The sequence below is a fragment of the Acinetobacter terrae genome (assembly GCF_002135195.1).
Taxonomy (GTDB): Bacteria; Pseudomonadota; Gammaproteobacteria; order Pseudomonadales; family Moraxellaceae; genus Acinetobacter; species Acinetobacter terrae.
In genome coordinates this window covers 22,900-48,143 of sequence record NZ_NEGF01000005.1, presented here as the reverse complement: position 1 = coordinate 48,143, position 25,244 = coordinate 22,900, and the positions used below count along the sequence as shown (strand labels likewise).

24 protein-coding genes and 1 pseudogene are annotated in these 25,244 nt (G+C 39.5%); 13 read left to right on the top strand and 12 right to left on the bottom strand.

All coding sequences use genetic code 11. The features are described from left to right. The first annotated feature begins 355 nt into the window (after positions 1-355). Complete coding sequence (serC, locus tag B9T23_RS07260) at positions 356-1,435, top strand: 3-phosphoserine/phosphohydroxythreonine transaminase (protein ID WP_086193615.1); 1,080 nt, start codon at positions 356-358, stop codon at positions 1,433-1,435. A gap of 94 nt (positions 1,436-1,529) precedes the next feature. Here serC and B9T23_RS16780 read toward each other — a convergent pair whose 3' ends face one another. Both B9T23_RS16780 and B9T23_RS07255 read right to left on the bottom strand, forming a co-directional pair. After that, the gene (locus B9T23_RS16780) at positions 1,530-1,670 is read right to left on the bottom strand and encodes a hypothetical protein (protein ID WP_165493727.1); all 141 of its coding nucleotides are present in this window, start codon (positions 1,668-1,670) and stop codon (positions 1,530-1,532) included. 409 nt (positions 1,671-2,079) lie between these two features. Continuing rightward, complete coding sequence (locus B9T23_RS07255) at positions 2,080-3,012, bottom strand: hypothetical protein (RefSeq protein ID WP_086193614.1); 933 nt, start codon at positions 3,010-3,012, stop codon at positions 2,080-2,082. A gap of 286 nt (positions 3,013-3,298) precedes the next feature. Between B9T23_RS07255 and B9T23_RS07250 the strand changes: the two genes are divergently transcribed. Beyond that, positions 3,299-3,769 carry a YaiI/YqxD family protein gene (locus B9T23_RS07250; protein ID WP_086193613.1) on the top strand — a complete coding sequence of 157 codons (471 nt, stop codon included), beginning with the start codon at positions 3,299-3,301 and terminating at the stop codon, positions 3,767-3,769. A gap of 12 nt (positions 3,770-3,781) precedes the next feature. Beyond that, the gene (locus tag B9T23_RS07245; protein ID WP_086193612.1) at positions 3,782-4,693 is read left to right on the top strand and encodes a DMT family transporter; all 912 of its coding nucleotides are present in this window, start codon (positions 3,782-3,784) and stop codon (positions 4,691-4,693) included. Between the two features lie 4 nt (positions 4,694-4,697). Here the strand turns inward: B9T23_RS07245 and B9T23_RS07240 are convergent, their stop codons facing one another. Further along, the gene (locus B9T23_RS07240) at positions 4,698-5,267 is read right to left on the bottom strand and encodes a PilZ domain-containing protein (protein WP_067724879.1); all 570 of its coding nucleotides are present in this window, start codon (positions 5,265-5,267) and stop codon (positions 4,698-4,700) included. 23 nt (positions 5,268-5,290) lie between these two features. On the opposite strand from B9T23_RS07240, the gene B9T23_RS07235 reads away from it, so the two are divergent. The 3 genes and pseudogenes from B9T23_RS07235 (at position 5,291) to B9T23_RS07225 (ending at position 9,714) form a co-directional block, all read left to right on the top strand. Further along, positions 5,291-6,526, top strand: coding sequence for a lipoprotein-releasing ABC transporter permease subunit (locus B9T23_RS07235; protein ID WP_067724881.1), 1,236 nt, complete (start codon positions 5,291-5,293; stop codon positions 6,524-6,526). Then, positions 6,519-7,202 (top strand): lipoprotein-releasing ABC transporter ATP-binding protein LolD, encoded by a 684-nt coding sequence (lolD, locus tag B9T23_RS07230; protein ID WP_086193611.1) that lies wholly within the window; start codon positions 6,519-6,521, stop codon positions 7,200-7,202. The genes B9T23_RS07235 and lolD overlap by 8 nt, the downstream gene beginning before the upstream one ends. 85 nt (positions 7,203-7,287) lie before the next feature. Beyond that, a pseudogene (locus B9T23_RS07225) lies at positions 7,288-9,714 on the top strand (DNA internalization-related competence protein ComEC/Rec2). On the opposite strand, the gene B9T23_RS07220 reads toward B9T23_RS07225, so the two are convergent. Then, the gene (locus tag B9T23_RS07220; RefSeq protein ID WP_086193610.1) at positions 9,711-10,667 is read right to left on the bottom strand and encodes a lysophospholipid acyltransferase family protein; all 957 of its coding nucleotides are present in this window, start codon (positions 10,665-10,667) and stop codon (positions 9,711-9,713) included. The pseudogene B9T23_RS07225 and the gene B9T23_RS07220 sit on opposite strands and share 4 nt — an antisense overlap. A 130-nt stretch (positions 10,668-10,797) precedes the next feature. Here B9T23_RS07220 and sppA point away from each other — a divergent pair, with 130 nt between their 5' ends. Together sppA and B9T23_RS07210 are read left to right on the top strand one after the other, a co-directional pair. Then, positions 10,798-11,823: a signal peptide peptidase SppA gene (gene sppA, locus B9T23_RS07215; protein ID WP_086193609.1), complete on the top strand. Its 1,026-nt coding sequence runs from the start codon at positions 10,798-10,800 to the stop codon at positions 11,821-11,823. Continuing rightward, positions 11,820-12,617: an alpha/beta fold hydrolase gene (locus B9T23_RS07210; RefSeq protein ID WP_086193608.1), complete on the top strand. Its 798-nt coding sequence runs from the start codon at positions 11,820-11,822 to the stop codon at positions 12,615-12,617. The genes sppA and B9T23_RS07210 overlap by 4 nt, the downstream gene beginning before the upstream one ends. A gap of 343 nt (positions 12,618-12,960) precedes the next feature. Here the strand turns inward: B9T23_RS07210 and B9T23_RS07205 are convergent, their stop codons facing one another. From B9T23_RS07205 to purM, 3 genes are all read right to left on the bottom strand, one after another. After that, positions 12,961-13,233, bottom strand: coding sequence for a hypothetical protein (locus tag B9T23_RS07205; RefSeq protein ID WP_086193607.1), 273 nt, complete (start codon positions 13,231-13,233; stop codon positions 12,961-12,963). 96 nt (positions 13,234-13,329) lie between these two features. Continuing rightward, positions 13,330-13,959, bottom strand: coding sequence for a phosphoribosylglycinamide formyltransferase (gene purN, locus B9T23_RS07200; protein ID WP_086193606.1), 630 nt, complete (start codon positions 13,957-13,959; stop codon positions 13,330-13,332). Positions 13,960-13,969: 10 nt separating this feature from the next. Beyond that, complete coding sequence (gene purM / locus B9T23_RS07195; RefSeq protein ID WP_086193605.1) at positions 13,970-15,037, bottom strand: phosphoribosylformylglycinamidine cyclo-ligase; 1,068 nt, start codon at positions 15,035-15,037, stop codon at positions 13,970-13,972. Between the two features lie 134 nt (positions 15,038-15,171). Between purM and cxpE the strand changes: the two genes are divergently transcribed. From cxpE to B9T23_RS07175, 4 genes are all read left to right on the top strand, one after another. After that, positions 15,172-16,392 carry a chloramphenicol efflux transporter CxpE gene (gene cxpE, locus B9T23_RS07190; RefSeq protein WP_067724897.1) on the top strand — a complete coding sequence of 407 codons (1,221 nt, stop codon included), beginning with the start codon at positions 15,172-15,174 and terminating at the stop codon, positions 16,390-16,392. 15 nt (positions 16,393-16,407) lie between these two features. Continuing rightward, entirely contained in the window at positions 16,408-17,112 is a 705-nt protein-coding gene (gene hda / locus B9T23_RS07185; RefSeq protein ID WP_067724899.1) for a DnaA regulatory inactivator Hda, read from the top strand. A gap of 117 nt (positions 17,113-17,229) precedes the next feature. Beyond that, a complete protein-coding gene (gene rbtA, locus B9T23_RS07180; RefSeq protein WP_086193604.1) occupies positions 17,230-19,026 on the top strand; it encodes a rhombotarget A in 1,797 nt (598 codons plus the stop codon). A gap of 16 nt (positions 19,027-19,042) precedes the next feature. Next, on the top strand, positions 19,043-21,472 hold the full coding sequence (locus B9T23_RS07175) for a CSLREA domain-containing protein (protein ID WP_086193603.1): 2,430 nt from the start codon (positions 19,043-19,045) through the stop codon (positions 21,470-21,472). 56 nt (positions 21,473-21,528) lie between these two features. Here B9T23_RS07175 and B9T23_RS07170 read toward each other — a convergent pair whose 3' ends face one another. The 5 genes from B9T23_RS07170 to B9T23_RS07150 form a co-directional block, all read right to left on the bottom strand. Beyond that, positions 21,529-21,936: a DUF3106 domain-containing protein gene (locus B9T23_RS07170; protein WP_086193602.1), complete on the bottom strand. Its 408-nt coding sequence runs from the start codon at positions 21,934-21,936 to the stop codon at positions 21,529-21,531. Continuing rightward, positions 21,926-22,246, bottom strand: coding sequence for a hypothetical protein (locus tag B9T23_RS07165; protein WP_086193601.1), 321 nt, complete (start codon positions 22,244-22,246; stop codon positions 21,926-21,928). The genes B9T23_RS07170 and B9T23_RS07165 overlap by 11 nt, the downstream gene beginning before the upstream one ends. Beyond that, on the bottom strand, positions 22,243-22,857 hold the full coding sequence (locus tag B9T23_RS07160; protein ID WP_086193600.1) for an RNA polymerase sigma factor: 615 nt from the start codon (positions 22,855-22,857) through the stop codon (positions 22,243-22,245). The genes B9T23_RS07165 and B9T23_RS07160 overlap by 4 nt, the downstream gene beginning before the upstream one ends. Positions 22,858-23,027: 170 nt before the next feature. Then, a complete protein-coding gene (locus B9T23_RS07155; RefSeq protein WP_067724910.1) occupies positions 23,028-23,804 on the bottom strand; it encodes a TrmH family RNA methyltransferase in 777 nt (258 codons plus the stop codon). A 54-nt stretch (positions 23,805-23,858) separates the two neighbouring features. Beyond that, positions 23,859-24,833 (bottom strand): class 1 fructose-bisphosphatase, encoded by a 975-nt coding sequence (locus tag B9T23_RS07150; RefSeq protein ID WP_086193599.1) that lies wholly within the window; start codon positions 24,831-24,833, stop codon positions 23,859-23,861. 186 nt (positions 24,834-25,019) lie between these two features. On the opposite strand from B9T23_RS07150, the gene B9T23_RS07145 reads away from it, so the two are divergent. Next, a complete protein-coding gene (locus B9T23_RS07145; protein WP_086193598.1) occupies positions 25,020-25,214 on the top strand; it encodes an NF038105 family protein in 195 nt (64 codons plus the stop codon). The last annotated feature ends 30 nt before the right edge of the window (positions 25,215-25,244 follow it).

Below are 25,244 nucleotides of genomic sequence, written 5' to 3'. Positions count from 1 at the left end.
GTTCCAATAGCCAATTTAAAACAATAAAAAAATCGAATATAAATCCTCAATTAATCTGTCTTGGTTTACGCTGGATCGAGTTTGCTATTCATGTTTTTTGGTGGTTCTTATTCATGTCGTTATTGTGATTTCTAGTATGATTACCAGTTTAATTGTTCGTACAGTCAGTTATTTAATCATGGATGGAACCGTTTAATGAAATTATTAAACCGAAAACAACAATAGTCCTTTATTGAACTTTTGACTTTAAATGTCCGACAGCATTGAAATATTTTCAGGATAATTTACTGCAAGCACAAGCTATCTGTGGTTAAATGCCGTTATTTTATTGTGTTTCACTTTGAAAGGAAAAATCATGCGCGCGTACAATTTCTGTGCTGGCCCTGCTGCATTACCGACTGCCGTTTTAGAAAAAGCCCAAGCTGAAATGCTCGATTGGCATGGCAAAGGTCTTTCGATCATGGAAATGAGTCACCGTAGTAGTGACTATGTGGCTGTGGCAGAAAAAGCAGAAGCAGATTTACGCAAATTGATGAACATACCAGAGAACTATAAAGTATTGTTCTTACAGGGTGGTGCTTCACTTCAATTCTCTGCAATTCCTTTAAACCTTTTAGGCAAAAATAATAAAGCAGATTATATCCACACCGGAATCTGGTCTGAAAAAGCGTTAAAAGAAGCAAAACGCTATGGCGACATCAATGTCGTGGAAGCAGGCACAAGCATTAATGGTAAGTTAGCGATTACTGATCAAAGCCAGTGGAATTTATCTGACGATGCTGCTTATGTGCATTATGCAGATAATGAAACCATTGGTGGTCTTCAATTTGCGGGTATTCCTGAAGTGAATGCACCATTGGTGTCTGATTTATCTTCAAGCATTCTTTCCGCACCGATTGATGTGTCCAAATTTGGTTTAATCTATGCAGGCGCGCAAAAGAATATTGGTCCTGCAGGCTTAACTTTAGTGATTATTCGTGATGATTTGCTTGATCAAGCGAAACCTGAAATTCCAAGCATTTTGAAATATTCTGCACAAGCGAAGAATGATTCAATGGTGAATACGCCATCAACCTATGCTTGGTACTTGTCTGGTTTAGTATTTGAATGGCTGCTTGAAAATGGTGGTGTTGAAGCCATTCACAAAGTAAACCTTGAAAAAGCCAAATTGCTTTATGGCTATATCGATGCGAGTGATTTCTACGCGAACCCAATTGCAGAACAAAACCGTTCAATCATGAATGTTCCATTTACTTTGGCAAATGCGGATTTAGATAAATTGTTCTTGAAAGAAGCTGAACAAAATCATCTTCTTAATTTGGCAGGTCACCGTTCAGTTGGTGGTATGCGTGCAAGTATTTATAATGCCGTACCATTAGAAGGTGTACAGGCTCTTGTTAAGTTTATGGATGACTTTGCGAAACGCAATGGTTAAGCCCTAAAGTTAAAAAAGCCCATCATATGATGGGCTTTTTATTATCTGTTGAAAGTTGAAACAAGTCTGTTGAAAATCAGGTGTTAAAATAAGCTTAAAGAATAAAGAGATGTAAAAGATAGGCAGACATAAACATGCCTAATACAAAAAATAAGCATGAGATGGTGTCTAACTGGAAGCGTTTTCCAAGTTGATGTTCAACTTGTTGTATATTTTCTTCTTGCACGATTTTCATGGAAAGCTCTATTCCGATTTATTTATCGTTAATTCCTATTTCTAATTTGCATTTTTATCATAAAAAATTGATTAAATAAAGTACTAAATAAAAATATGTAATTAAAATATTTATTTTATCGAAATAAATATCGCATTTATTCTCAGCTTCTTATCAATCAAGGGTTGGACTGTATAAAAAGCTTAAAAATTAACCATAAAATATAATCAGCAGCGTATTTTAAAAGATAAAATTTTGAATTTAAAATTGGGGATAAGTGTATTTTATTTTGAATTTAAAAACGTTAAATATAATGTTTAGCTGTGGATAAATATGTAGCATCATTCAAAACGAGATAATAAAAAATGGGCATAAAAAAGCAGCTAAATTGTGATATTAAGCATCACAATATTCAGCTGCTGTTTGTAGCTTACTGTTTTTTAGAATGAATATTGACTTGAATCCACAGGTTGCCTCGAATAAATTGACCAATCTGAAAGTCTTTATTGGCTGCATTCTTGGTCGCAATACGGATCAGGGTTGCTTCCTGGTTTTCATCATGAATTAAAGCAACGTCATAAAGCGTGTAGTCTTGCTCCATAAACGACATTGAAGTTTTACCGACAATATTACCCTGGAACCAGGCTTCATCTTCTTGGCCCATGTTTTCGCCATAAAGATAAGCCACCATTTTTGAGAAATCGACAGTGACGGGTTCTTTATCATCTTCCGATTTAGGCTCCCAGGCATCAATCTGTTCTTGCAAATTGGCAGGGGCAACACCGTCATTGGCTGCTAAAATATCATTTAAAGCACGGTGGTGTTTAATGGATGCAGGATCATCGACCACCAAGTGTTCATGGTCTGAAACAGCTTCAAGTTCATAAGCCCATGCATTTAACTGAGCAAGATAGGTCTGACCTTTTTCATAGTGTTCATGATTAACGCTATAGAGGGTATCAAAGGCATAAACAATGGTATTTGCACCTAGGTTTAAGCGTAAAACAGCCTGCGTATTTGATTTACAGCTGATAATACGTTCAATTTTAGCATCGACTTTATAGGGACCTTCGAAACTTGGAAATGCAGTTTTCACAGCTTGTGGCTTGTTATTTTCAACCGCAATCACTTGATTTATTTGCACCGCTGCTTTCTTTGGTCCTTGAATAAGCCATGTGGTTTCGTCCATGTCACATTCTTCGGTACACAAACCCATTGGCATAACCGGTGCATTCAGAGCTAAACCAAGCCACTTTGGCACATCTGTAGTTGGGTTGTCTGTGAGTAAATTCCAGTGTTCAACATGGCTGCCAAAGTTTTGATCTTCAATGGTGATAATTTCTGGTCTATTTTGATTTTTCATATTCACAATTGATGTTGGGTTGTATTTATCTATTAAATCGAGGGTTATTTTAAAATTTCAAGTCATCCGACTAAATTTAACCATCAAAGTATGAGAAATGGGCTAAATAACCTATGCAAAGAAACGGGTACGGGTAATAGAGATTATGCTTAAAAATTTGCGTATAAAAAAATCAAGGTCATCTCATTCAAATTTAAAGTGTGAATTGATGCAGTGGATTTATCCATCCTCTTGTCATACGAATTTGTTAAACTAGATCTTAATATTTTCTTGCTATGGATGCTTTGTGCTGCCATTTAAACTTTGGGTCGATGCCGATGCATTGCCTAAAATTCTACGTGAAGTCATTATTCGCGCTTCAGATCGTTATCAGTTAGAAGTCACCTTTGTCGCCAATCAAAATGTAGGCATTACTCCTTCAGTTCGAATCAATTCCATTCAGGTGATGAGTGGGGCAGATGCGGCCGATAAAGAAATCATAGATCGCATGAAAGAGCATGATATTGTGATGACACAAGACATTCCGCTTGCGGCTCTGGTGATTGAAAAGGGTGGAATTGCGATTCATCCACGCGGTGAGGTTTATACCACGGCAAATGTAAAAGCCCGTCTACATTTACGTGATTTTATGGATTCATTACGCGGGGCAGGTGTCAACACTGGTGGGCCACCGCCGATTTCTGAACGTGATAAACGTGAATTCTCCAGTTCACTCGATCAAACCATCCAGAAACAAAAACGTAAAACTGCACTCTAAGCCGAGCTCCATATGCCTTCCAAAGCCAATATTGTTTCAACCTATGCCTTATTGGTATTTATTTGGGCCACGACGCCACTGGCAATTGTGTGGAGTGTCTCTGACCTGCATTTAATGTGGGCGTTGGTGCTGCGGTTTTTTATTGCCTTACCCCTAGCAGTCGTATTATTGGTGATTTTAAAGGTTAAATTTCCCATCGACCAAACCTCTTGGCATAGCTATTTGGCTGGGTCATTTAGTTTAATGGGATCGCAGTTTTTTACTTATATTGCAACCAGCTATTTAAGCTCAGGCATTATTGCCCTGATGTTTGGGGTGGCGCCCATTATGGCAGGTCTGATTGGACGCTTTGGCTTTAAACAGCGTTTAAGTCGCTTGCAGTGGTTGGGCATGCTCATTGCAGTTGCGGGCTTGGCCATTATTTGTTTTGGCGGTGAAAATCAGCATGTCAACCCAATTGGTATTGGCCTCATGTTGCTGAGCGTATTTACTTATGCCTTATCGATTTTTTGGGTCAAGAAAGTGAATGCGAATATTGATCCTGTGGCGCAGGCAACCGGTTCTATTTTGGTTTCAACGGTAGCTGCAATCTGTACTGTGCCTTTTATCTGGCAATATGCACCCACGCATATTCCAAATGCCAAGTCGCTATTGGCACTGCTTTATGCAGTGGTGATGGCATCATTGATTGCAATGTTCTGCTATTTCAAATTGGTGCAAAATATTCAAGCCACAACTTTGTCATTAACCACGGTAATGACTCCAATGATTGCTTTATTTATTGGTGCGGTACTGAATAACGAGTCATTGTCGGCAATGGTTTTTGTCGGTGCATTTATTTTGTTGTTTGGTTTATTTGTCTATTTTTATCGTGACCTTAAGGCGAGTCGTAAGCTCGCCCACAAGATTAAATCTGGCAGTTAAATTTTTAATCCTTAGTCTTGCTCACTGTAATACATTCGCTCAGTTTCACCCGATCTTGTGGATGTAAGGTAATGAAATAGGCGCCAGTACGGAATTTACCATTGTCTTCAGCTCGGCTATAAACCACTTGTGCAGTTGCTGCAATATGAAAGAAATTTTCAGGGTGGCTTAAGGTCACGTGAATATAGGTTCCTTCCTGAATTGGATGCTCATTAAAGAAACTGAATCCGGTTTCTGAAAAATTGACATTTTCCGGGATGGGTAACATGGATTGTACAATTGCATCGTACAAAGAACCGGTAATAAGGTTTAATTTTTGATTGAATAAGGATAAGATTCGAGCAATTTGTTGATCTCTTTCAGATAATTGTTCTAATTCGTAGTTTATTGCATGATCAAATTGATCTAATTCTGCGAGTAGTAGAAAATAGCGTGGCAGTACAAAGTTAGGATCGTAAGGGTCATTAAATGCGACATCATCAGAAATAATCTGATAATTAACTCGCAAGGCAGCATCTATACGCGACATAACGCGACGTTCCATGTTGCCGCTTTGATGCTGTAAATTTTCCATAATTATTCCTCGGACTAAATGGTATGTTTAAACCAATCTCGCTGTATATAGGGTTGAGATATACTCGCGCACGGCGTAGTAACCACTTTATTTCTTTTATTGCTCTGGTTTCTATGATCGGCCTCACATTAGGTGTAGCCGTCCTCATTACAGTCTTATCTGTGATGAATGGCTTTGACCGAGAACTGAAAAACCGCGTCTTAGGAATGATACCTCAAGCTACTGTTTCTTCAACACAAATTTTAACAAATTGGCCTGAACTTGCAAAAAAAGTTGAACAACATGAGCATGTCAAAGGCGTAGCACCATTTACCCAGTTACAGGGGATGCTGACAGCGCAAGGACAAGTGGCCGGAATCATGGTTACGGGAATCGAACCTTCATATGAAAAGAAAGTTTCGATTATCCAGGATCACATGATTGAAGGCAGTATTGATAGCCTGAAAAAAGGTGAATTTGGCATTGTTTTAGGTAAACAAATGACTGATTCACTGGGTTTAGGCTTAAATGACAATATTACTTTAGTGCTTCCAGAAGCAACACCTTCACCGGCCGGTGTGGTACCACGTTTCAAACGTTTTAAAATTGTCGGGATTTTCAGTATTGGGGCAGAAGTGGATTCAATGATGGGCTATATCGCCTTGAATGATGCTTCGACTTTATTACGCTTGCCCGATGGTGCTCAAGGTGTCCGTTTAAAACTGGATGATATTTTCCTTGCGCCTGAAGTCGCGGATGATATTGTTAAAGACTTGCCAAGCAATTTCTATGCATCGAACTGGACTTTTACTCACGGTAATTTGTTCAGTGCCATTCAGATGGAAAAAGCCATGGTCAGCTTGCTGCTGTTCCTGATTGTTTTGGTGGCTGCATTTAATATTGTGTCATCGCTAGTGATGGTGGTAACGGATAAAAAATCCGATATTGCGATCCTACGTACTCTGGGTGCATCACCTGCGACCATCACTCGAATTTTTATGGTGCAGGGAACCATTATTGGGGTGATTGGTACCGTTTCGGGTGCCATTCTCGGGATTATTTTCGCTTCAAGTATTAGTAGTGTGATTGGCTGGCTCAATACCACCTTTGGTTTGAACCTGTTTGATGCTTACTTCATTAATTATTTACCATCTTATTTGCGCTGGCAAGATGTGGTCGTCATTGTGTGCTTATCCTTACTTTTAAGCTTCCTTGCGACGATTTATCCAGCTTTGCGTGCTGCGAAAACTCAACCTGCAGAGGCCTTACGTTATGAGTAATATTGTCCTCGAAGCAAAAAATATCTCGAAAAGTTTTACTGATGGGAAAACCACAGTAGAAGTGATTAAGGACTTGTCTTTACAAGTCAAAGCAGGTGAGTTTGTTTCGATTGTGGGTTCAAGTGGTTCGGGTAAAAGTACCTTGTTGCATGTGTTGGGTGGTCTGGATTGCCCTACAGCAGGACAAGTCTTTTTAAACGGCAAGCGCTTTGATAATTTGGGTGAAGCTGAACGTGGTTATTTACGTAATCAGCATTTGGGTTTTGTGTATCAATTCCATCATCTATTACCTGAATTTACCGCCTTGGAAAATGTCGCAATGCCACTGATGCTGCGCGCAGGTACCAATTATAAGCAATCCAAAGAGCAAGCTGAATACTTGCTGAATCGGGTCGGATTGTCGCACCGTATGACCCATAAACCGGGTGAGTTGTCGGGTGGTGAACGTCAGCGTGTGGCTTTGGCACGTGCTTTGGTGGCGAAGCCTGAACTGATGCTGGCCGATGAACCGACCGGGAACCTGGACCGTAAAAATGCAGTGAAAATTTTTGAACTGCTCAGTGAATTACGCAGTGAGTTCAATATGGCGATGCTGATTGTGACCCATGATGAACAATTGGCCCAAGAAGGAGATTCGATTTTGCATATGCAAGATGGTGTCTGGATTGATGCTTAGACACTGATCGATAAGTTTAAAAATTGATTGAAGCTCACTCCGGTGGGCTTTAATATTGCGCAAAATAAAAAATATTATAAAAATAATGATTCAATTAATCTGCGTAGGCTGGGTAATCGGTATTGCGAGCATGGGAAAAACGTTTCCGTTCTTGCAGTCTTTACTGATTCCTTGTATTGCTCTTTTCATTCTCTTCTTGCTTTTAAAGCTCACTGTTTTAAAACAAGTTCATTCTGTGTGGTTCACATTTTTACAGCTCTGTATTGGCTTTAGTCTGGGCATCACGCTTGGCTATAACTTTGCCCAACATCAACTGAATGACCGTTTACAGTTTCGAGAAAAGCAGACTGAACAAGTTGAAGTGATTGCCTATGTTAAAAACATCAATGAATTGGGTGAAAAATCTATACAACAAAAAATACAGGTGCTAAATCGACATGCTGACGTTGTGCAATGGCAGGCATTTTTAAAAAATGAAATAGATGCTCATCATCAACCTGTACTTGGACTAGGTCAATATTATCGCTTGCAGGGGAAACTTCTGCCGGCGCATAGCTATGCAACTCAAGGTGTTTTTGATCAAGAGCAATGGTATCTCCAGCAAAATATTATGTCGGGCTTTAAAGTCACATCGGCACAAAAGCTGTCTGAACAAGACATTTCTGCTTTAGGTTATGGTCGATATGTCAGGCAGCAACATTCTTTTTCGAATCAAATACAATTCTGGATGGAACAGCAACGCCTAGCGCTACGAAATTTTATTAATCAGCAGCCTGTACAACATAAAGGGCTACTTTTGGCTTTGTTAACAGGTGATAAAAGTTTACTCAAACCTGAAACTGAACAGTTATTTCAGCGCTTTGGCATGAGTCATTTGTTGGCAATTTCTGGACCGCATGTGCTAATTTTTGCGTTATTGTTATGTTGGAGCTTGCATCAACTGATTTGCCGCTATTGTCCCGAACTGTATTTAAAGTGGCCAAAATAATATTTGTTGATTCTGCCTTTTTGTATTTGCGTACTGTTGTATTGTGCTTTTGTAGGGTTTGAAATTCCAGCCCTCAGAACTTTGCTCACGTGCTTGTTGATCAGTGGATTTGTATTGTTAAAACAAAAGATTCAGCCCTTAAGTATTTTGTTGTTTAGTGCTTCAATTTTATTAATGTTTGACCCGTTTAGTATTTTATCGGCTGCATTCTGGCTGTCCTATGGCGCATGCTTTGTGCTGTTACGTATTTATCAAACTGTGCAACAGCAAAGTCATGCTGAAGAAATTAAGACCAAGACTCAAGCGGTTAAAACCCAAGTTAAAATTTTAATCGAATCGCAATGGAAAATATTTTTGGCTTTATTTCCATTAATGCTGATTTTCTTTAAACAGGTGGCCTGGATTACGCCATTGAGCAATTTATTTGCCATTCCATGGATTGGTATCGTGATTGTTCCCTTAGATGTGGTCGCGGCGTTGTGCTATTTCATCTTTGAGCCTTTGGGAAGTCTGATTTTCCAAATCAATGATTTGTGTATTTCAGCTTTGCTTATCCTCATGCAGGGGTTAGATCAGCTTTTTTCACCTACACTCCAACCTATGGCGATGAACATTTGGGTGCTGCTGAGTTTGTGTTTAGGGCTCATGATTCTGTTTTTACCGCGTGGTGTGGTACCAAAAACTTGGTCGGTATTATGCTTTGTGCCTTTAATGATGATTGATTCTAGTAAAAATGAGTTTGAGTTGACAGTATTAGATGTCGGGCAGGGACAAGCTATTTTTGTTCGTGATCAAGAACAGACATTGATGATTGATACGGGTGGAAATTATGATGAAAGTAAATTTAGCGTAGGCAAACAAATCATCTTGCCCTTTTTATCGGTGAATGGTGTGGGGGAATTGAATCAACTGATTTTGACCCATTTGGATCAGGATCATAGCGGAGCATATCAAACCATTAAACAGGACTTACCGATCAAGCACGTCTATTCAAATGAACAGGTTGAGGTCGCTGATTCCAGCCAGTTTGATTATTGTCGTCAAGGTCAAAAGTGGCACTGGAGCGATCAAGTTGCTCTTACCGTTTTGTCACCCAAAGCAGAGCAGTTGGGAAATGCTAAAGATGAAAAAAATGAAATGTCCTGTGTGGTTTATTTACAGGTAAAAAATGCCCAACCTTATCAAAATTTCTTGCTGATGGGAGATGCTGGTTGGCCAACTGAATATCAGATTCTTCAGGATTATCCAGACTTAAAAGTCGATGTTCTGGTTTTGGGGCATCATGGCAGTCGACATAGTTCCGCCTATCATTTTTTGAAGCAATTGAATCCAAAATTGGCAGTGGTGTCAGCAGGTTTTAATAACCGCTATGGACACCCAAGTGTAGTAGTTGAATCCCGCTTGAAAGAATTAAAAATTCCGCTACTTACGACAATTGAACAGGGCAGTATTCGTTTTTCCAAACACAAAAGTATCATGGCTATTGAGTTTGAACGTGACTCACAGCAATGGTTAAAGCCCTAAGCTATTTCAGCCTGATTGGCTTTGGCTCGAACTTCTGCAACCAATTTGAGTGCTTCATCTGTATTTAAATGATAAATATTTTCTAGCTCTGGATTGGCTTTAAAGCGCTTATAACTCCAGTGATAATGTTCTGGATAACGGCGAATTAAATTTTCGATCGCTTCGAAAATAACACCGGTACCCTCATTGGCATTGCCTTGGTAAATACGCTCATCAATAGGCTCAATGTACATATCAAAACCATGATTATCATTACGCAGCGCATATAAAAATAAAGTTTTGGCTTTGGTTTTTTGAATCAGTTTGGCACTTAAATTACTGGTCGCCAGAGGAACCCCAAAATAAGGAATCATTTCTCCACCCACATTCGGGGTATGGTCTGGCAGAATCACCGTAGTACCGCCTTGTTTTAGCGCTTTAAAAATTTGTCTTACCCCGGATTCATCGGTAGGAACCAAGTTGGCTTGTTCACGGCTACGCGCTGCACGCACAAATTGATTGGCTGCTTCATTTTTGACAGGTTTATACAGAATGGTCATTTGGGTGAATTGAGCCAGGTAGGCATTCATGATTTCCCATGTGCCAAAATGCGGGACAATCAGTACCAAGCCTTCAGGTGCTTTGAGCGCATCTTGAAGCAGTTTTTCACCGGTAATGGAATCAATACGTGAAATATTTTTCTTGTTACTTGCACCCCAGATGCTGAAAAATTCAAAATATGAGGTCAATTCATTACGAATGGCGTGTTGAATAATCTGCTCATGTTGTTCGGAAGTTAATTCTGGCAGTGCAATTTGAAGATTAAGGCGGATTGTATCTGACGTTTTTGATAGTTGGAGTAAATTCACTAGACCTGCCAAAGCTCGGGCAATAAATCTCGAAATTTGAATAGGTTGTCGACTTACAAATTTGAGTAAGCGATACGTCGCATTAGGTGGGGTAGTGTCAGTCATTGCCTATCGTCAATGTATGTAAAGAGTCAAAAAGTGCAAATATTATAGGCGAAAATAGATTGTTTAGGCAGATTTCTATAATTCAGTGTATATAATGAGTTCAATTTAACTCATCCTTGGATTATTTTGTATGTCCGATTGGCCACCAAAACCAGAAAATGAAGTTCAGAATACACAACATAACTCGCAAAACATCACTGGCAAAGAATGGCATATTTTAGAAAAAGCCGTTTTAGCTTCGGTAGAAGAGCAGCGCCGTGCACGTCGTTGGAGCATCTTTTTTAAATTTCTAACTTTTGCTTATATCCTGTTTATTTTAGTGCTATTGGGGAAAAGTTGCAGTACCTCATCTACAGATCCAACGGCAACGACCAGTTCGCATATTGCTGTAGTTGATATTATTGGCACCATTGCTGCAGATAAACAAAGTGTCAATAGTGCAGATACAGTCAAAGCATTAAAGAAAGCCTTTGAAAATAAGCAAAGTAAAGCTGTGGTTTTAAATATTAACTCACCAGGGGGTTCACCGGTTCAGTCGGATGAAATCTGGCAAGAAATTCAGTATTTGAAAAAAGCACATGCGGATAAAAAACTGTATGCCGTGATTGGTGATACGGGTGCTTCAGGTGCGTATTACATCGCTTCTGCTGCGGATGAGATCATTGTTAATCCATCTAGCCTTGTTGGTTCGATTGGGGTGATTATGCCGAACTACGGTGTGAATGGCTTGATGAAAAAGTTGGGTGTAGAAGACCGCACCATGACTTCAGGCGAAAACAAAGCATTGCTTTCCATGACTCAACCGGTTGATGCCGCACAAAAAGCACATGTGCAAGGTGTACTTGATAATGTCCATGATCATTTTATCAATGCAGTAAAACAAGGTCGTGGCAAGAAGCTGAAATCTCAAGATCCAGCCATATTCTCTGGTTTATTCTGGACAGGCGATCAGGCAGTGAAATTGGGTATTGCAGATCGTACTGGTAGCTTAAATACGCTGAAGCGCGAATTAAAAGTTGAAAAAGCAGTGAATTACACCATTGAATATAATCCTTTCGATTCTGTACTTGGACGTATCGGAAGCTCTATCGGTCAGGGTTTTGCGACTTCACTTTCACAACAAGTGCAATCTGAACAAACGACCAAATTACAATGAAGCCACTGATCCATTTTGCGCACGCCAATGGCGTGCCATCAAAAGTTTATCAAAAGCTGTTTGATTTACTGAAAGATGAATACGATATTATTTATGTGCCATTGCTTGGACCAGATAAACGCTACCCTATTGATAATCATTGGGAGAGTCTGACCAATCAAGTCATTGACAGTATTGTACGTCAAGCCCAAGGTCGTCCAGTGATTGGACTCGGGCATTCATTGGGTTCGGTACTGACCTTTCAAGCGGCTTTAAAGCGCCCTGAATTGTTTAGTCAGGTGATTATGCTTGATCCGCCCCTGATCATGGGGAAAGAATCTTTTGCCTTACATGTGGCGAAGCTGCTTAAGCTCAAAGCATTGGATAAAATGTCTCCGGCAGGTTTATCCAAGCGTCGTCGGGATCATTGGGAATCTCGGGAACAGGCTGCCGAGTTATTAAGACCCAAAGGTTTTTATCAGCATTTTGAAGCAGCCTGTTTTCAGGCCTATATCGATCATGCCTTGATGGATGATCCATTGCGTGGTGGGGTAGAACTGACCATTCCGAAAATGGATGAGGTGGAAATTTTTAGAACCAATCCATCTCGTTGGTGGTTGCCACAAACCAAACCTAAAATGCCAATACATTTAGTAGTTGCTGAGCAGAGTCCATTTTTGCCGCGCAAATTTCCACAGCAGGTAAAGAAGAAGTTTGGTATTCCTTTTACTGTGACACCCGGTGGTCATATGTTCCCATTGGAGCATCCAGTTGAAGTGGTTAAATTAGTGAAAGAGCTGATTCAAAGGAAGTAAATTTATATGCGATGCTGAGTTTGATTAGCTAAGCATCGCTAATATTAAGTTATGAAAAATCAATTTGTTTATCAGGATTAATAACCCATTCTATAGTGATTTCGTCTCTGTCATCATTTCTAGAATTATCTTTGATATCAATAATTTTAACTAAGGCATAGTGCCCACTTTGATTAACTAGTACTACTATCTCATTTTCATTTATTGTTATAGTTCTTGAAGTGAAATCAAAAACGTTGGGATTCCGTATCTCACTAAAATTGTATACATTTCTGGCTAAAGCAATTTGCCTAATACTAGAGTGATCATTGTACAGATGAATTAACGAATCACTTGCTTTAGTCTATTGAGTACCAAAATTTAAATCATCTTCCCCAATAGTGAATACCCCATTGTTACTGGAATAGTTAAAGCTGTCACGACCTTTTAAACGTTTATTTGAGTAATTGGGTTTAGGCCATATCAGGCTCGATAATGCGGCGATACCACCAAATAATACTGTAAAAGGTTCAAGTCTTGAATTGTCGAAAATCAGCCATAATAGGCAAGATAGTAGAAATAAAACTGAAAAAGTAACATTAATTTTATATTGCCAAATTGTTAGTTTATAGAGCATTTATTTTTTCCAAAGTTATATTTATTAAAGACAATAATATTTTTCACAAATAAAAAACGCATCCTAGGATGCGTTTTTTATTGCAAAAAATTCAGTTTAAAGCTTACAAAATTGAACTGGTTCCTGCATTGCTTGACCACGGTACAATACACCTTGTTCAGTATATTGAACTGTTCCTGTACAAATCCATTCCACCACTTGCGGGTAAATGACATGTTCAAGTACATGAACGCGACTCGCTAAAGAATTTACATCATCATGCAAATTTACTTTTAGTACACCTTGAGCAAGCGCCTGACCGGCATCCAGTTCAGCAGTTACATAATGGACTGTACAGCCATGCAAAACATCACCCGTGTTAAGTACACGTTGATGGGTATGCATACCTTTGTAGTTCGGCAACAGAGAAGGGTGGATGTTGAGCATTTTCCCTTCCCATGCTTTGACAAACTTGGCACTTAAAATGCGCATAAAGCCTGCAAGAACCACCAAATCCACATTCCAATCCAGCAATTGCTGATGCATTACATCATCAAAAGCTTCACGGTTTGGATATTGTTTATGTTCAATAACGGCAGTTTGAATACCTGCATTTTTCGCACGTTCTAAAGCATAAGCTTCAGGCTTATTGGAAATCACCCCAACAATTTGACCTGACAGATTGGCATCTATCAGGGCTTGCAAGTTACTTCCACTGCCTGAAACGAGGACAGCAATTTTGATCATGTGCGGTTCTTTATGCAAAAATTACGCGAATCTTTTCATCAGCGCCGGCAACAGATTCAGCATTGTCTTGGATATGACCCATTGTCCATGCTTTTTCGCCAAGGCTTGTTAACAATTCAACAGTTTTGTCAGCTTCAGTCGCATCAACAACAATCACCATGCCTACGCCACAGTTAAATGTACGGTACATTTCATGTTGTTCAACACCGCCTTCACGTTGAAGAAGTTTGAACAATTCTGGCCATTCCCAAGACGCTTCATTCACGACAGCTTGAGCACCGTTTGGAAGTACGCGAGGTAAGTTACCCGGTAAACCACCACCAGTGATGTGTGCCATAGCGTGAACATCAACTTGTTTGCAAAGTTCAAGCAATGGTTTTACGTAAATGCGTGTAGGTTCCATTGCAACATCGGCAAGTGGGCGACCATCCACGATTTGTGTTAAATCAACGTTTTTCACGTCTAAAATTTTACGAAGTAAAGAGTAACCATTTGAATGTGCACCTGAAGATGCAACACCAATCAATACGTCACCAGCTTTAACTTTGGTACCATCAATAATTTTGCTTTGCTCAACTACACCCACGCAGAAACCTGCAAGGTCGTAATCTTCACCTTCATACATGCCCGGCATTTCGGCAGTTTCACCACCAACCAATGCACAGCCTGCAAGCTCACAACCTGCACCAATACCTGTCACGACATTTGCAGCGACATCCACATTTAAGTGACCAGTTGCATAGTAGTCGAGGAAGAATAATGGTTCAGCACCACATACAAGAAGATCGTTTACACACATTGCAACCAAGTCTTGACCAATTGTGTCATGACGGTTCAAATTGAGTGCTAAACGTAATTTTGTACCAACACCATCTGTGCCAGATACGAGAACAGGTTCTTCATAACCTTTAGGGATTTTACAAAGAGCGCCGAAGCCGCCTAATCCGCCCATAACTTCAGGACGTGAGGTACGCTTAGCGACGGCTTTGATTCGATCGACAAGTGCGTCGCCCGCTTCAATGTCGACACCCGCATCTTTATAGCTTAAACCAGTGTTTGGGGAAGTTGAGTTGCTCATAATGAAGTCTCCGCATTCGCGCGGCGATTATACCCGAATATACGAAACTCTTATGTTATTTATGCGCTAAAATGCTATCTTTATTCAAATATTTTACTTTCTATAACGAATAAACCGAAAAAAGGCGAATTTGCATGGTGGATCGTACCTTACGTCGCATTTTTATACTCTCAGGAATTGCATTAATCCTTTGGGTCTTGTATCTGCTTAAACCAGTAGTATTACCTTTTATAGCTGCATTTTTGGTGGCTTATTTATTTAGCCCGTTGGTGGATAAACTGCATAAGATTGGTTTGCCACGTTGGTTGTCCATTAGTATTGTCTTTGTTGGCATTGGCGTGGTTCTCACCTTGGCAATGTGGTATTTGGTACCACTCGTTTGGCAACAGCTGATGTATGCGCGGGACAGTATTCCAGCAGGAATTCACTGGTTAAATTACACCTTTTTACCTTGGGTGTCGCAAACTTTTAGTGTCGATCCGATGGAAATCGATACGCAGCAAATGTCGACTGTGGTCATGGAATATATTCAGACCAATTATAGTGCTGACAGTATTCAGGCAATGTTGTTAAAAGTCGCTCAATCAGGTCTGAATTTCATCCAGATTGGCGGGACGGTTGTTCTGATCCCCATTATTGCATTCTATTTCCTGTTAGATTGGGATCGTATGCTCGACAGTTTCCGTCGTTTAATCCCTCGTCCTTATGAGAAAAGTACTTTACATATTGTAAATGAATGTCACAGCGTATTAGGTGCCTTTGTTAAAGGTCAGTTTTTGGTGATGTTTCTACTTGGTACGGTGTACGCAGTCGGCTTACAAGTGATTGGTCTTGAAGTAGGACTGATTATTGGAATGGTTGCGGGACTGGCCAGTATTATTCCTTATTTAGGATTTGCTGTTGGGATTATAGCTGCTGTAATTGCAACACTATTCCAGTTTGGTATTGATTGGATGCAACTGGTCTTGGTGGGTGTTGTCTTCATGATTGGCCAGGCAATTGAAGGTTATGTTCTGCAACCTTTCTTACTCGGTGATAAAATTGGTTTATCTCCTGTGGCAGTGGTCTTTGCGGTATTGGCAGGTGCGCAACTTGCTGGTTTCTTGGGAATGTTGATTGCTTTACCGGTTGCAGCCATTATTGTCGTACTGTTACGCCATGCGCGCGACTGCTATGAGAAGAGCCGTATATATGGGCAATCTGGTGTAATCATACAAGAGACTGGAGCAGGATCAATTTCGATTGAAACGGATCAGGTAGATGTCGATATTGAATTGAAAAATCAAGAATCAAAATGTCTGCAAGATGCTGAAAAATCGAGTAAGATTGAATTGATAGACAATAAAGAACCTTAAGGTCAAAACACATATATGCGTCAACTGCAATTAGATATAGAACCTCAACTGGATGCCCGAATTAGTGATTTTTCGGGTCCGAGTTGGGGGCATGTTATTGATGCAGTTCGACAGCTTCATGCCGGTTTAATAAACCGTTTTTATGTGTATGGTGGTGCGGGTTCAGGTAAGAGCCACTTGCTTTCTGCCATTTGTGATTCTTATTTAGAGGTAGGCAAGTCTGCAATTCAAGTTTCATTACTGGAATTGCTTGATGCGCCAACTGAAGCAATTACTTCATTAGATCAATATGACCTTGTGGCCTTGGATGATATCGAAGCCATTAGTGGTGTTCCACATTGGCAAAAAGCAGTATTCCATTTAATTAATTATAATAATGAAGGTGGAGGGCAGTTGGTTTTCTCTTCTCGTGTAGCACCCATTGAATTAAAACTTGAACTTCCGGATTTACAGTCACGTTTGACTCAAGCGGTGAGCGTTAAAGTACCGACAGGGAGTTTATATGCAGATCGCTATGCGCTAGTAACATCAGTCTTAACACGTCGTGGAATTCACATTGATCAACAAATTATCGATTATTTGTTGCTGCATGGGCCTCATCAAACCTCTGTTTTATTACAAACTTTAGAACAATTAATTCAGCTGTTAAAAGGTGAAAAAACAAAAATCAGTCATGCCAATTTAAGACAAATTTATGCATTAATTGATGAATATCGGTAAACAATAAAAAATCTTGAGTAATTACTCTAGCTGTGACAAAGTACAGCAAAATAATTCGCAATTGCAGGGAATATGCAATTTCAGAATAAAAAGATAAAAGAATATAAGGAGAAAGATATGCTCAAACGGAGCATAGGCATAGGGATGCTGTGTCTAGCAGGACATGCTTATAGTGCAGAAATCACCGTCACCATTACAGATGATATCACCAAAGATGATAGTGAATGTTCATTGCGTGAAGCCATTGAATATGTCAATAAAGGCATGCCTGAAGCAGGTTACATGGGCTGTGGCGGTAAAGATGCTTTGTCGACGATTCTATTAGACAAACAAAAAACTTATACCCTAAACGCTAAAGTTGATGTGAAAGCAAGTCTGGCCTTAAAAACTTATTATGACACCACAGTGACTGAAGAAGCGATTGCGGGCTTAAATAATGCTGTCATTAAAATGGCAGGCAAAGATCAAATTTTTAATATTGACCATGATCCGAAAGATTTAGCTTTGATCACTATCAAAGAAGTGAGCTTTGAAGGTTGTAACAAAAGTATTTGTGCCGACAAAGGCGGGATTTTCTATAACAATGAACGTTTGGTCTTGCAATATGTCAAACTCTCTGGCGGTAACGCACGTTTAGGGGGAGCAATTTATAATGTCGGAGAGAGTAGTACAACACAAAATTACATTAGCCAAGTCGCGATTAGCGACAGTATTTTGGAAAATAATACAGCCGTCACTGGTGCTGCTTTGTATGGTCAACGACCGGCATTTACACTGAGCAGTGCTGTCTTTAAAAATAACAATACGACTTCAGGTGCTGCTAATATTTTTAGTGAGAAACCCATTGCTGACGTTACTCTGCTAAACGATAAAAATATAAATAAACTCAGCAATAGTACATTTTTAAATAACAGTGGTTATATCATTAATATTCGTGACGGTATTGCTGTAAATAATGTGACGATTGTAGGCAATAAGGCAGGTGTACAATTCAATTCGGAAAAAGGCTACGGTTATCTTGCCAACAGTATTGTAATAGGCAATGGTAGCGGCACGAATTGCCAATTTAACGCAGATGATAAAACATTAATACAAAACAATTTAGTGGGTACTGAGTGTAAGAATGGCGATGCCAAATATCCAAATGAGTTTTGGACAGGTAGTAAACTTTTTGCCGGTAACAGTAGTGAAGGCAGTTGTAAATCGTTGATGGAAGATCCAGACGCTTTACTGTGTCCATACAGTACGCCGAAAAATACGTTCTTGGGTTATATTCGCCCACGTATTTTACTCAGTGCTAAAAATATGTTTGATACCTTGATTTTGAATAAAGGTCGTCTGGATTTGTCAGTAGGCAGCACACAGTTGATGTGTGAAACCATGGATCAACGCAATAAGAATCGAACAACGGATAATAGCTGGTGTGACCGCGGCGCGATTGAGATTATTGTACCGAGCTCTAAATCGCGTATTGGACAAGATTTAAAAGTGGGTGAAGTTGCTAAGTTAAACATTCTAGAATACTTGGGTGACAGTGACTTATATCCAAAAGAAAAATGCGAAAGCTTGCTAAAAATGAAAAATCCAGCAGGCGGCGAATGGCAAGATGGTTGTGCCTACATTGATCAAACTTTAACAAAGTCAAAAGGAACATTGACTTTAGATATCGATGGTAATTTGGTTTATACCCCAAATGGCAATTGGCATGGTGCAGATATTTTTAACCTTCAAATTGTCACGTCATCGACACATTTCAATGAAAACAAAAAATATATGGTACTTGAAGCCTATATGGTACAAGAACCGAACAATGAATTTGAAGATAAGTCTGTAAAAACCTCAGGTGGGGCGTTCGGATTCTTCGGCTTATTTGCTGTATTGGGACTGGTGGGTATACGCCGCTTTAAAAAATAAGAAAAAGGGAAAAGTGATGCACACTTATAAAAAAGGATTGCTCTGTGTCATGGTTTTATCTGCAATGTCATTGATGGCAGCTGATGATCGAACCATTTATGTCACAACATTTGCAGATGAAAATGGTGAAAATGCGAATGCCTGTTCATTGCGTGAAGCGATTATCACGGCAAAGAAAAATGCAGCTTATGGCGGGTGTACACCAGGAAATACGGTGTTTGGTCAAACTGACTATATTCAACTTGAAGCCGGTAAATATAAATTGGATTCAGAATTAGCGCCTGAATCGGTGATAATTATTAACGGCGCATCGCGTGAGAATTTTAAAGAAAAGAATAAATTGACCCAGACCTATCCAGCGCTGGAAGGTATTAAAACTATAATTAGTGGTGAAGGTCGTACACGGATTTTTAACACCAGCAAAACTGAAATTAGTTTCACCTTAAACGATATTCAGCTTGAAAATGGCTATGCCGGTGTTCAAGCTGGGCAAAATGGTCGTGGTGGGGCAGTACTTATTGGGGGAGATTTAATCTTCAAGAATGGGGCGATTGTCAATTCTAAAGCAGAGGTTGCAGGGGGTGCAATTTATAATGTTGCACTGAATAGCGAGAAAAAAATATCCATTAATGGTAGTTTAATTCAAGGTAACACTGCAGCGAAAGGTAGTGTGATCGCGATGGATTGCTATGGTAATTTGGACGATACTAAACCAGTCGTTTATTTTGAACGTAACAGTATTATCAACAATGGTTCAAGCAGTAGTTTAAGTGCTTTTGATTTCTGTGGTTTAGCAAAAGTTGATTTAATTACCAATACCATTGCGCAAAATAAAGCCAGTACCAGTAATGGTAGTATTCTACGTATGGTAACAGAGGGGTTAAATCGCTTAAGTCCTTTTTCAATGTTTAAAATCAAAAGTAATACTATTGTTGAAAATGAAGCGAACAGTACTTTGCTCTATGATGAGAATGGCAGCAAATATGTCGATTTTAACGTTTTGGCTTTTAATCTAGGTGGTAAATCGTGCCGCTACTATTCTAATACAGGCGTGCCAAAAGAAAATATCGTATTTATTTTGGCAAAAAATGCTTTAAATTTAGGCACGGGTACAGATCAGTGTATGTTGCCTAAAAGTAGTTTAGATGCCACAGCGGAAAACTCAAAAAATATTGATGTATCAACCGCAAGTTTCTCGACTCTACTTTCTAAGCTGATCCCTGCATCTTCATATAACACGTTCTTGCCGCTGTATTATCCACGCAATAATCAAACAGCGACGGATTTAGTCGATGTGAACAGCAGTGGTTGTAGTGATTATGATCAACGACTTCTAGAACGTGCTGATGATACAGTTTTACAATTAAATCCCGATCTACAAAGTAGTTGTGATATTGGTTCTGTTGAGCAAATGAACCTAGCGGCGGTGGATGTTTCTGATCTTAAAAATTCATCTTTAGTCACGCTGTTAGACTACTACCAGAAAAATATTGATGAGCTGAAAGAGATCATTGCTGATAGTAATACCAATAAAGAAGATGTTGATGATTTTAAGGAAGAGTTAGCTGACTATGAAAATCTTTATAAATACACCAAACAGTACCAAAAATATCGCGCGATTTATTTTAATCCGATTGAGCTTGCGATTGCAGGCGAAGAGCGTGTTCTAGACAGTAAAAATGAAGAATATCGAATTAAAGTATTAGATACCAAGCATTACGATATTATCGCAGAGCCTTTGGGGATTGGCGTACTGACCTTTAAAGATGGTCAGCCGATACTGAATGGTTCAATGGATGACTTAAAGTGTGAGTGGAAAGCTGATCTGAAACGTATAATGATCTATCGTAGCAGCGGTGCACTTTTAGAAAATGGTGATAATGCATATTGTAAATATACGATTAAAGAAAAAGCTGGCAAAGTACAACAGTCATCAGGCATTTTAAAAGTCAGTTTCACCAATATCGAACCTATTGCTACAAATGATAATTATGTTTTGGACGCAAGTCAGTATCTAACCATGAGTGTAAACCCACTCGAAAATGACAGTGATGATGGAGATGGCCCGATTTCGACTGTGACGAAACCGAAAGCTATTTATCATCAAAATGATGCAGGACAAGATATTCCAATCCGTTTTCCTGAATTACCTGCGGGTTTAATCATGAAAGCAGAGCATGAAGGCCCTTGTCCTGAAGCATATATCCGTGACACTTGTTATGGTGGCAAAATTCAATTGACCGTAAAAAATGCTTATAGCCAGTTTGATTACTCAATTCGATATGCAATTTTTGACGCAGATGGTGGAATGTCCAAGGAAGCAACATTGTTATTGAAAAATACAGCAAAAGACACCAACTCAAGTAGTAGCGGTGGTGGATCATTCGGTATTTATGGTCTATTGGCACTTATTGGATTGGGGCTGTACCGACGTAAAATGAAATAAAACTAAAAAAGCCTCGAAAGAGGCTTTTTTATGAGTACTGCTGAGTATTTTGAGCATTAATGATTAGTAATATTGGGCTGCTGCAAATATTTAGTGATGTATTCATCACGAATAGCGGGTCTTTCTTCAGCTGTCGCTTTTTGCATACGGCTGCCTAAATCTTTACGCTCTTGGCTACTCATTTTTTGCCAGGTTTCTCGCATTTTTTGCTTTTCTTGCTCGGGTAATTGGGTAAACCAATCCATACGCTGATGCAAAGCTGTACTTTGCGCTTCAGGTAATTCCTTTAGCGATTGATAACGTTGAATAAGGGCACGTTGTTCAGCATCTGACAGAGTTTCCCATGTTTCTGCCACTTGAGTGTCTGCATCTTTAGAAAAAATCCAAAAACGTTCAAAACCAGCGAAACTGGTTTGTAGAAATCCGAGTGCACAAAAAGCAAATGCTAATCTTTTAGCTGCCATGTGGAACTTTGTCCTCGCCTAAAACCATTAACATCTCCAAATCTTCAACCATTTGGGGTGATAATTTTGGAGTAACCACAACTTGATTCTGAGGCTTTGCAGCCATTTCAATAGAATTTGGGAAGACCACGAAACCCGCAATTGCAGCTGCAAGTGCAAATCCTGACATTTTCCAAAGTCCGTAACGGGAAGTTTCTCGGTCTTTAATTTCTTCAATGACATGATTCATCACAACAGGCTTGTCTTTATGATGTTGTGCGAGTCCATCGAGTTTGGAAGTAACTTGTTTTAAGAAATCATCTTGTTTCATTCGGATGACCCTCCAGAATATGGATTCAAATGTGCCAACGAGTTTCTAAGACCTTGTATAGCACGGTGATAATGCGTTTTTACACTACCTTCACTGCATTCCATGATTTGTGCAGTGGTGTGTGTATCAAAACCTTCCCAAGCACGCAGCATAAAAGCTTGTTGCTGCCGAACGGGAAGCTGAGAAATGGCTTCCTGTATTTCTTCGGCAGTCACGGCTTGATCAAGAAAATCGAATGGACTGGGGGTACTTTCATCGATAATATCATTCAGTTCTATATCATCGTCATCTAGGCTGACCTTTTTAAAAAATGAAAAAGGTTGCGCTCGACGGACTTCTTTTCTACGCCAGTCTTGTAGTTTATGGTTCAAAATGGTGTAAAACAGCGGATACCATTCATCAGTCGGTTTTTCGGCATATGTTTTATGCAAGGAAATAAATGCTTCCTGCACTAAATCCATCGCAATGCCTTGTTGACCTTGAGTAGCACTCTCCATCATGACTAAGGCACGTCCAGTCACATCCTGCATGAAAATTTTCAGGCGTTGTTCAGCGGTACTCTTCAGAGTACTCAAATTTTCCGAGTGAGACTGTTTCGGTGCTGAATCCATAGAGATGGAAAATCCTGTCATTGGATACCCACCATTATTTCCATTTTCATATACATATAACGTTGGAAATAATGGTTTGGTTGACAAATAAAACTTATTATTTTTCTAGTGTAATCTATTTTTAAACATCAACGAGTGATGTTTAAAATAAAGTAACGAAAGAGAAAGGATTATAAACGCTGACGAACCATCTCAAAGAAACAAATCGAGCCTGCGACGGCAACATTCAATGATTCTTGTCCACCAGGCTGTGGAATAGAAACAGCTTCAGCATGCTTAAGTGCATAATCAGATACACCTTGACCTTCATTACCCAGAATCCAAACACATTGTTTTCTTAAGTTCTTTGAGTAAAGGCTTTCAGATTGGTGTGAGCTGGTAACATAGACCGGTATGGTGAATTTTTCTAAAAGGTCTTCTAGGGCAATATTTTCATAGGTTTGTAGAGAAAAATGTGCACCCATACCTGCACGTAAAACGCGCGGTGACCAGATCGAGGCTGAACCTTTGGTACATACAACTTGCTCAATGCCGGCAGCGGCAGCTGAGCGTAGCAAAGTTCCCACATTACCCGGATCCTGGATATTATCTAGGATTAGGGTGTCTTCTTTAAAATTTAAGGCCTGATTTGAACTAGGTAAATCAACAATTGCCAAACATGCCAAAGAAGTGCCTAAGGTACTTAGGTCGTTGTATAAAGCTTCACTGAGTATAAAAACATTACCGTCGTACAAGGAAACGATTTTTTCTAAATCAGGATGACTATAGGCAGCTTCGGTGGTGAATATAGAATTAATGCTTCGATTCTGTTCTAACCAGGCAAGGCTTAAATGGGTACCTTCGAGTACCGTTTGACGATTCTTTTTACGGAATGAGCTTTGTTCAATCAATCCACGTAGGTGTTTGATTTTTGGATTGTCTTTTGATTCAAGAAAAAAAGCTGGCATGGGAGAGTTATCCGTGGAAGTAAGCGACAAATACACTTACTTCCATTTTTTAAATTAATTGTGGTAGTGAGTAACTAAGTCAACTTCATTTTTAGAGCCAATCACAACAGGAACACGCTGATGCAATTCAGTCGGTTGAATTTCTAAAATACGAACACGGCCAGTAGTAGATGCACCACCTGCTTGTTCCATCAACATACTCATTGGATTTGCTTCGTACATTAAACGAAGACGACCTGCTTTTTTCGGATCTTTCGTATCGTATGGATATAAGAAAATACCGCTGCGGCAAAGAATACGGTGAATATCACCCACCATACATGCGACCCAACGCATATTGAAGTCTTTGCCACGTACTGAAGTTTTACCGTCCTGAAGTTCAGCAATATAGCGTTTTACTGGTTCTTCCCAATGACGTTGATTTGATGCATTGATTGCATATTCTTTGGTATCAGCAGCAACCTGAATATTTTCAGAAGTTAAAAGGAACTCTTGAGTTTCAGGGTCGAAAGTAAAGAATACAACACCCGCACCGACGGTAAGCGCCATCATGGTCGATGGACCATACAATACATAGCCTGCAGCAGCTTGATTAATACCTGCCTGCATGAAGTCTTCAGCTTTGGTCACTGCATTTTTAGCAGGTAAAATAGAGAAAATTGTGCCGACACACATATTGATGTCAATGTTGCTTGAACCATCAAGTGGGTCGAACAATACCAGGAATTCACCATTTTCTTGTGCAGGAGTGAACTCATCGAGTTCTTCTGAAGCCAAACCACCGACATGTGGATGAATTTTTAAAGCATTAATTAAGTAGTCATTCGAAATAACGTCAAGTTTCTTTTGTTCTTCGCCTTGTACGTTTTCGTGTTGCGCACTACCCAATACACCCGCCAAAGCCCCTTTTTGTAATAACTGATCAATGTCTTTGCATGTATTACCAATTGTTTCAATAACTTGAGCAAGTTCAGGCGTTAAATTCCCTGTTTTTTGTTCTAGAAATTGGGAAAGGGTGAGGTATGACATGACAGGAAAACTCCAATTAGAAAATGATAAAAAATTATCAAAAGAATATGGGGACTCATTTTAGATGAGAACGCAGCAAAAGGACAATTAAACTCGACTATTTGTCGTGATTTTACTCTTGTAAGTTTTGTGGAAAATGCTATGTTGGGGATTAAAGGGTATTAAAATAGTGATAGGAGCACAGTTATGACAACGCAAAAGTTTGATGCGACTCCAACGCCAAATGAAGCTATGAGTTTAGATGATATTTCTGATGAGAAAGTGAAAGAAGCCTGGAAAGCTTATGAAGTCAAACCAGAATATAAAAAATTCAACAAGCATGATCTCATAGAATCCATGCAAAGCTCGAATGATGAAGCCAAAGAATCTGAAAAAGCTTAAAACATAAAAAAGCGCTCAATCTAACGATTC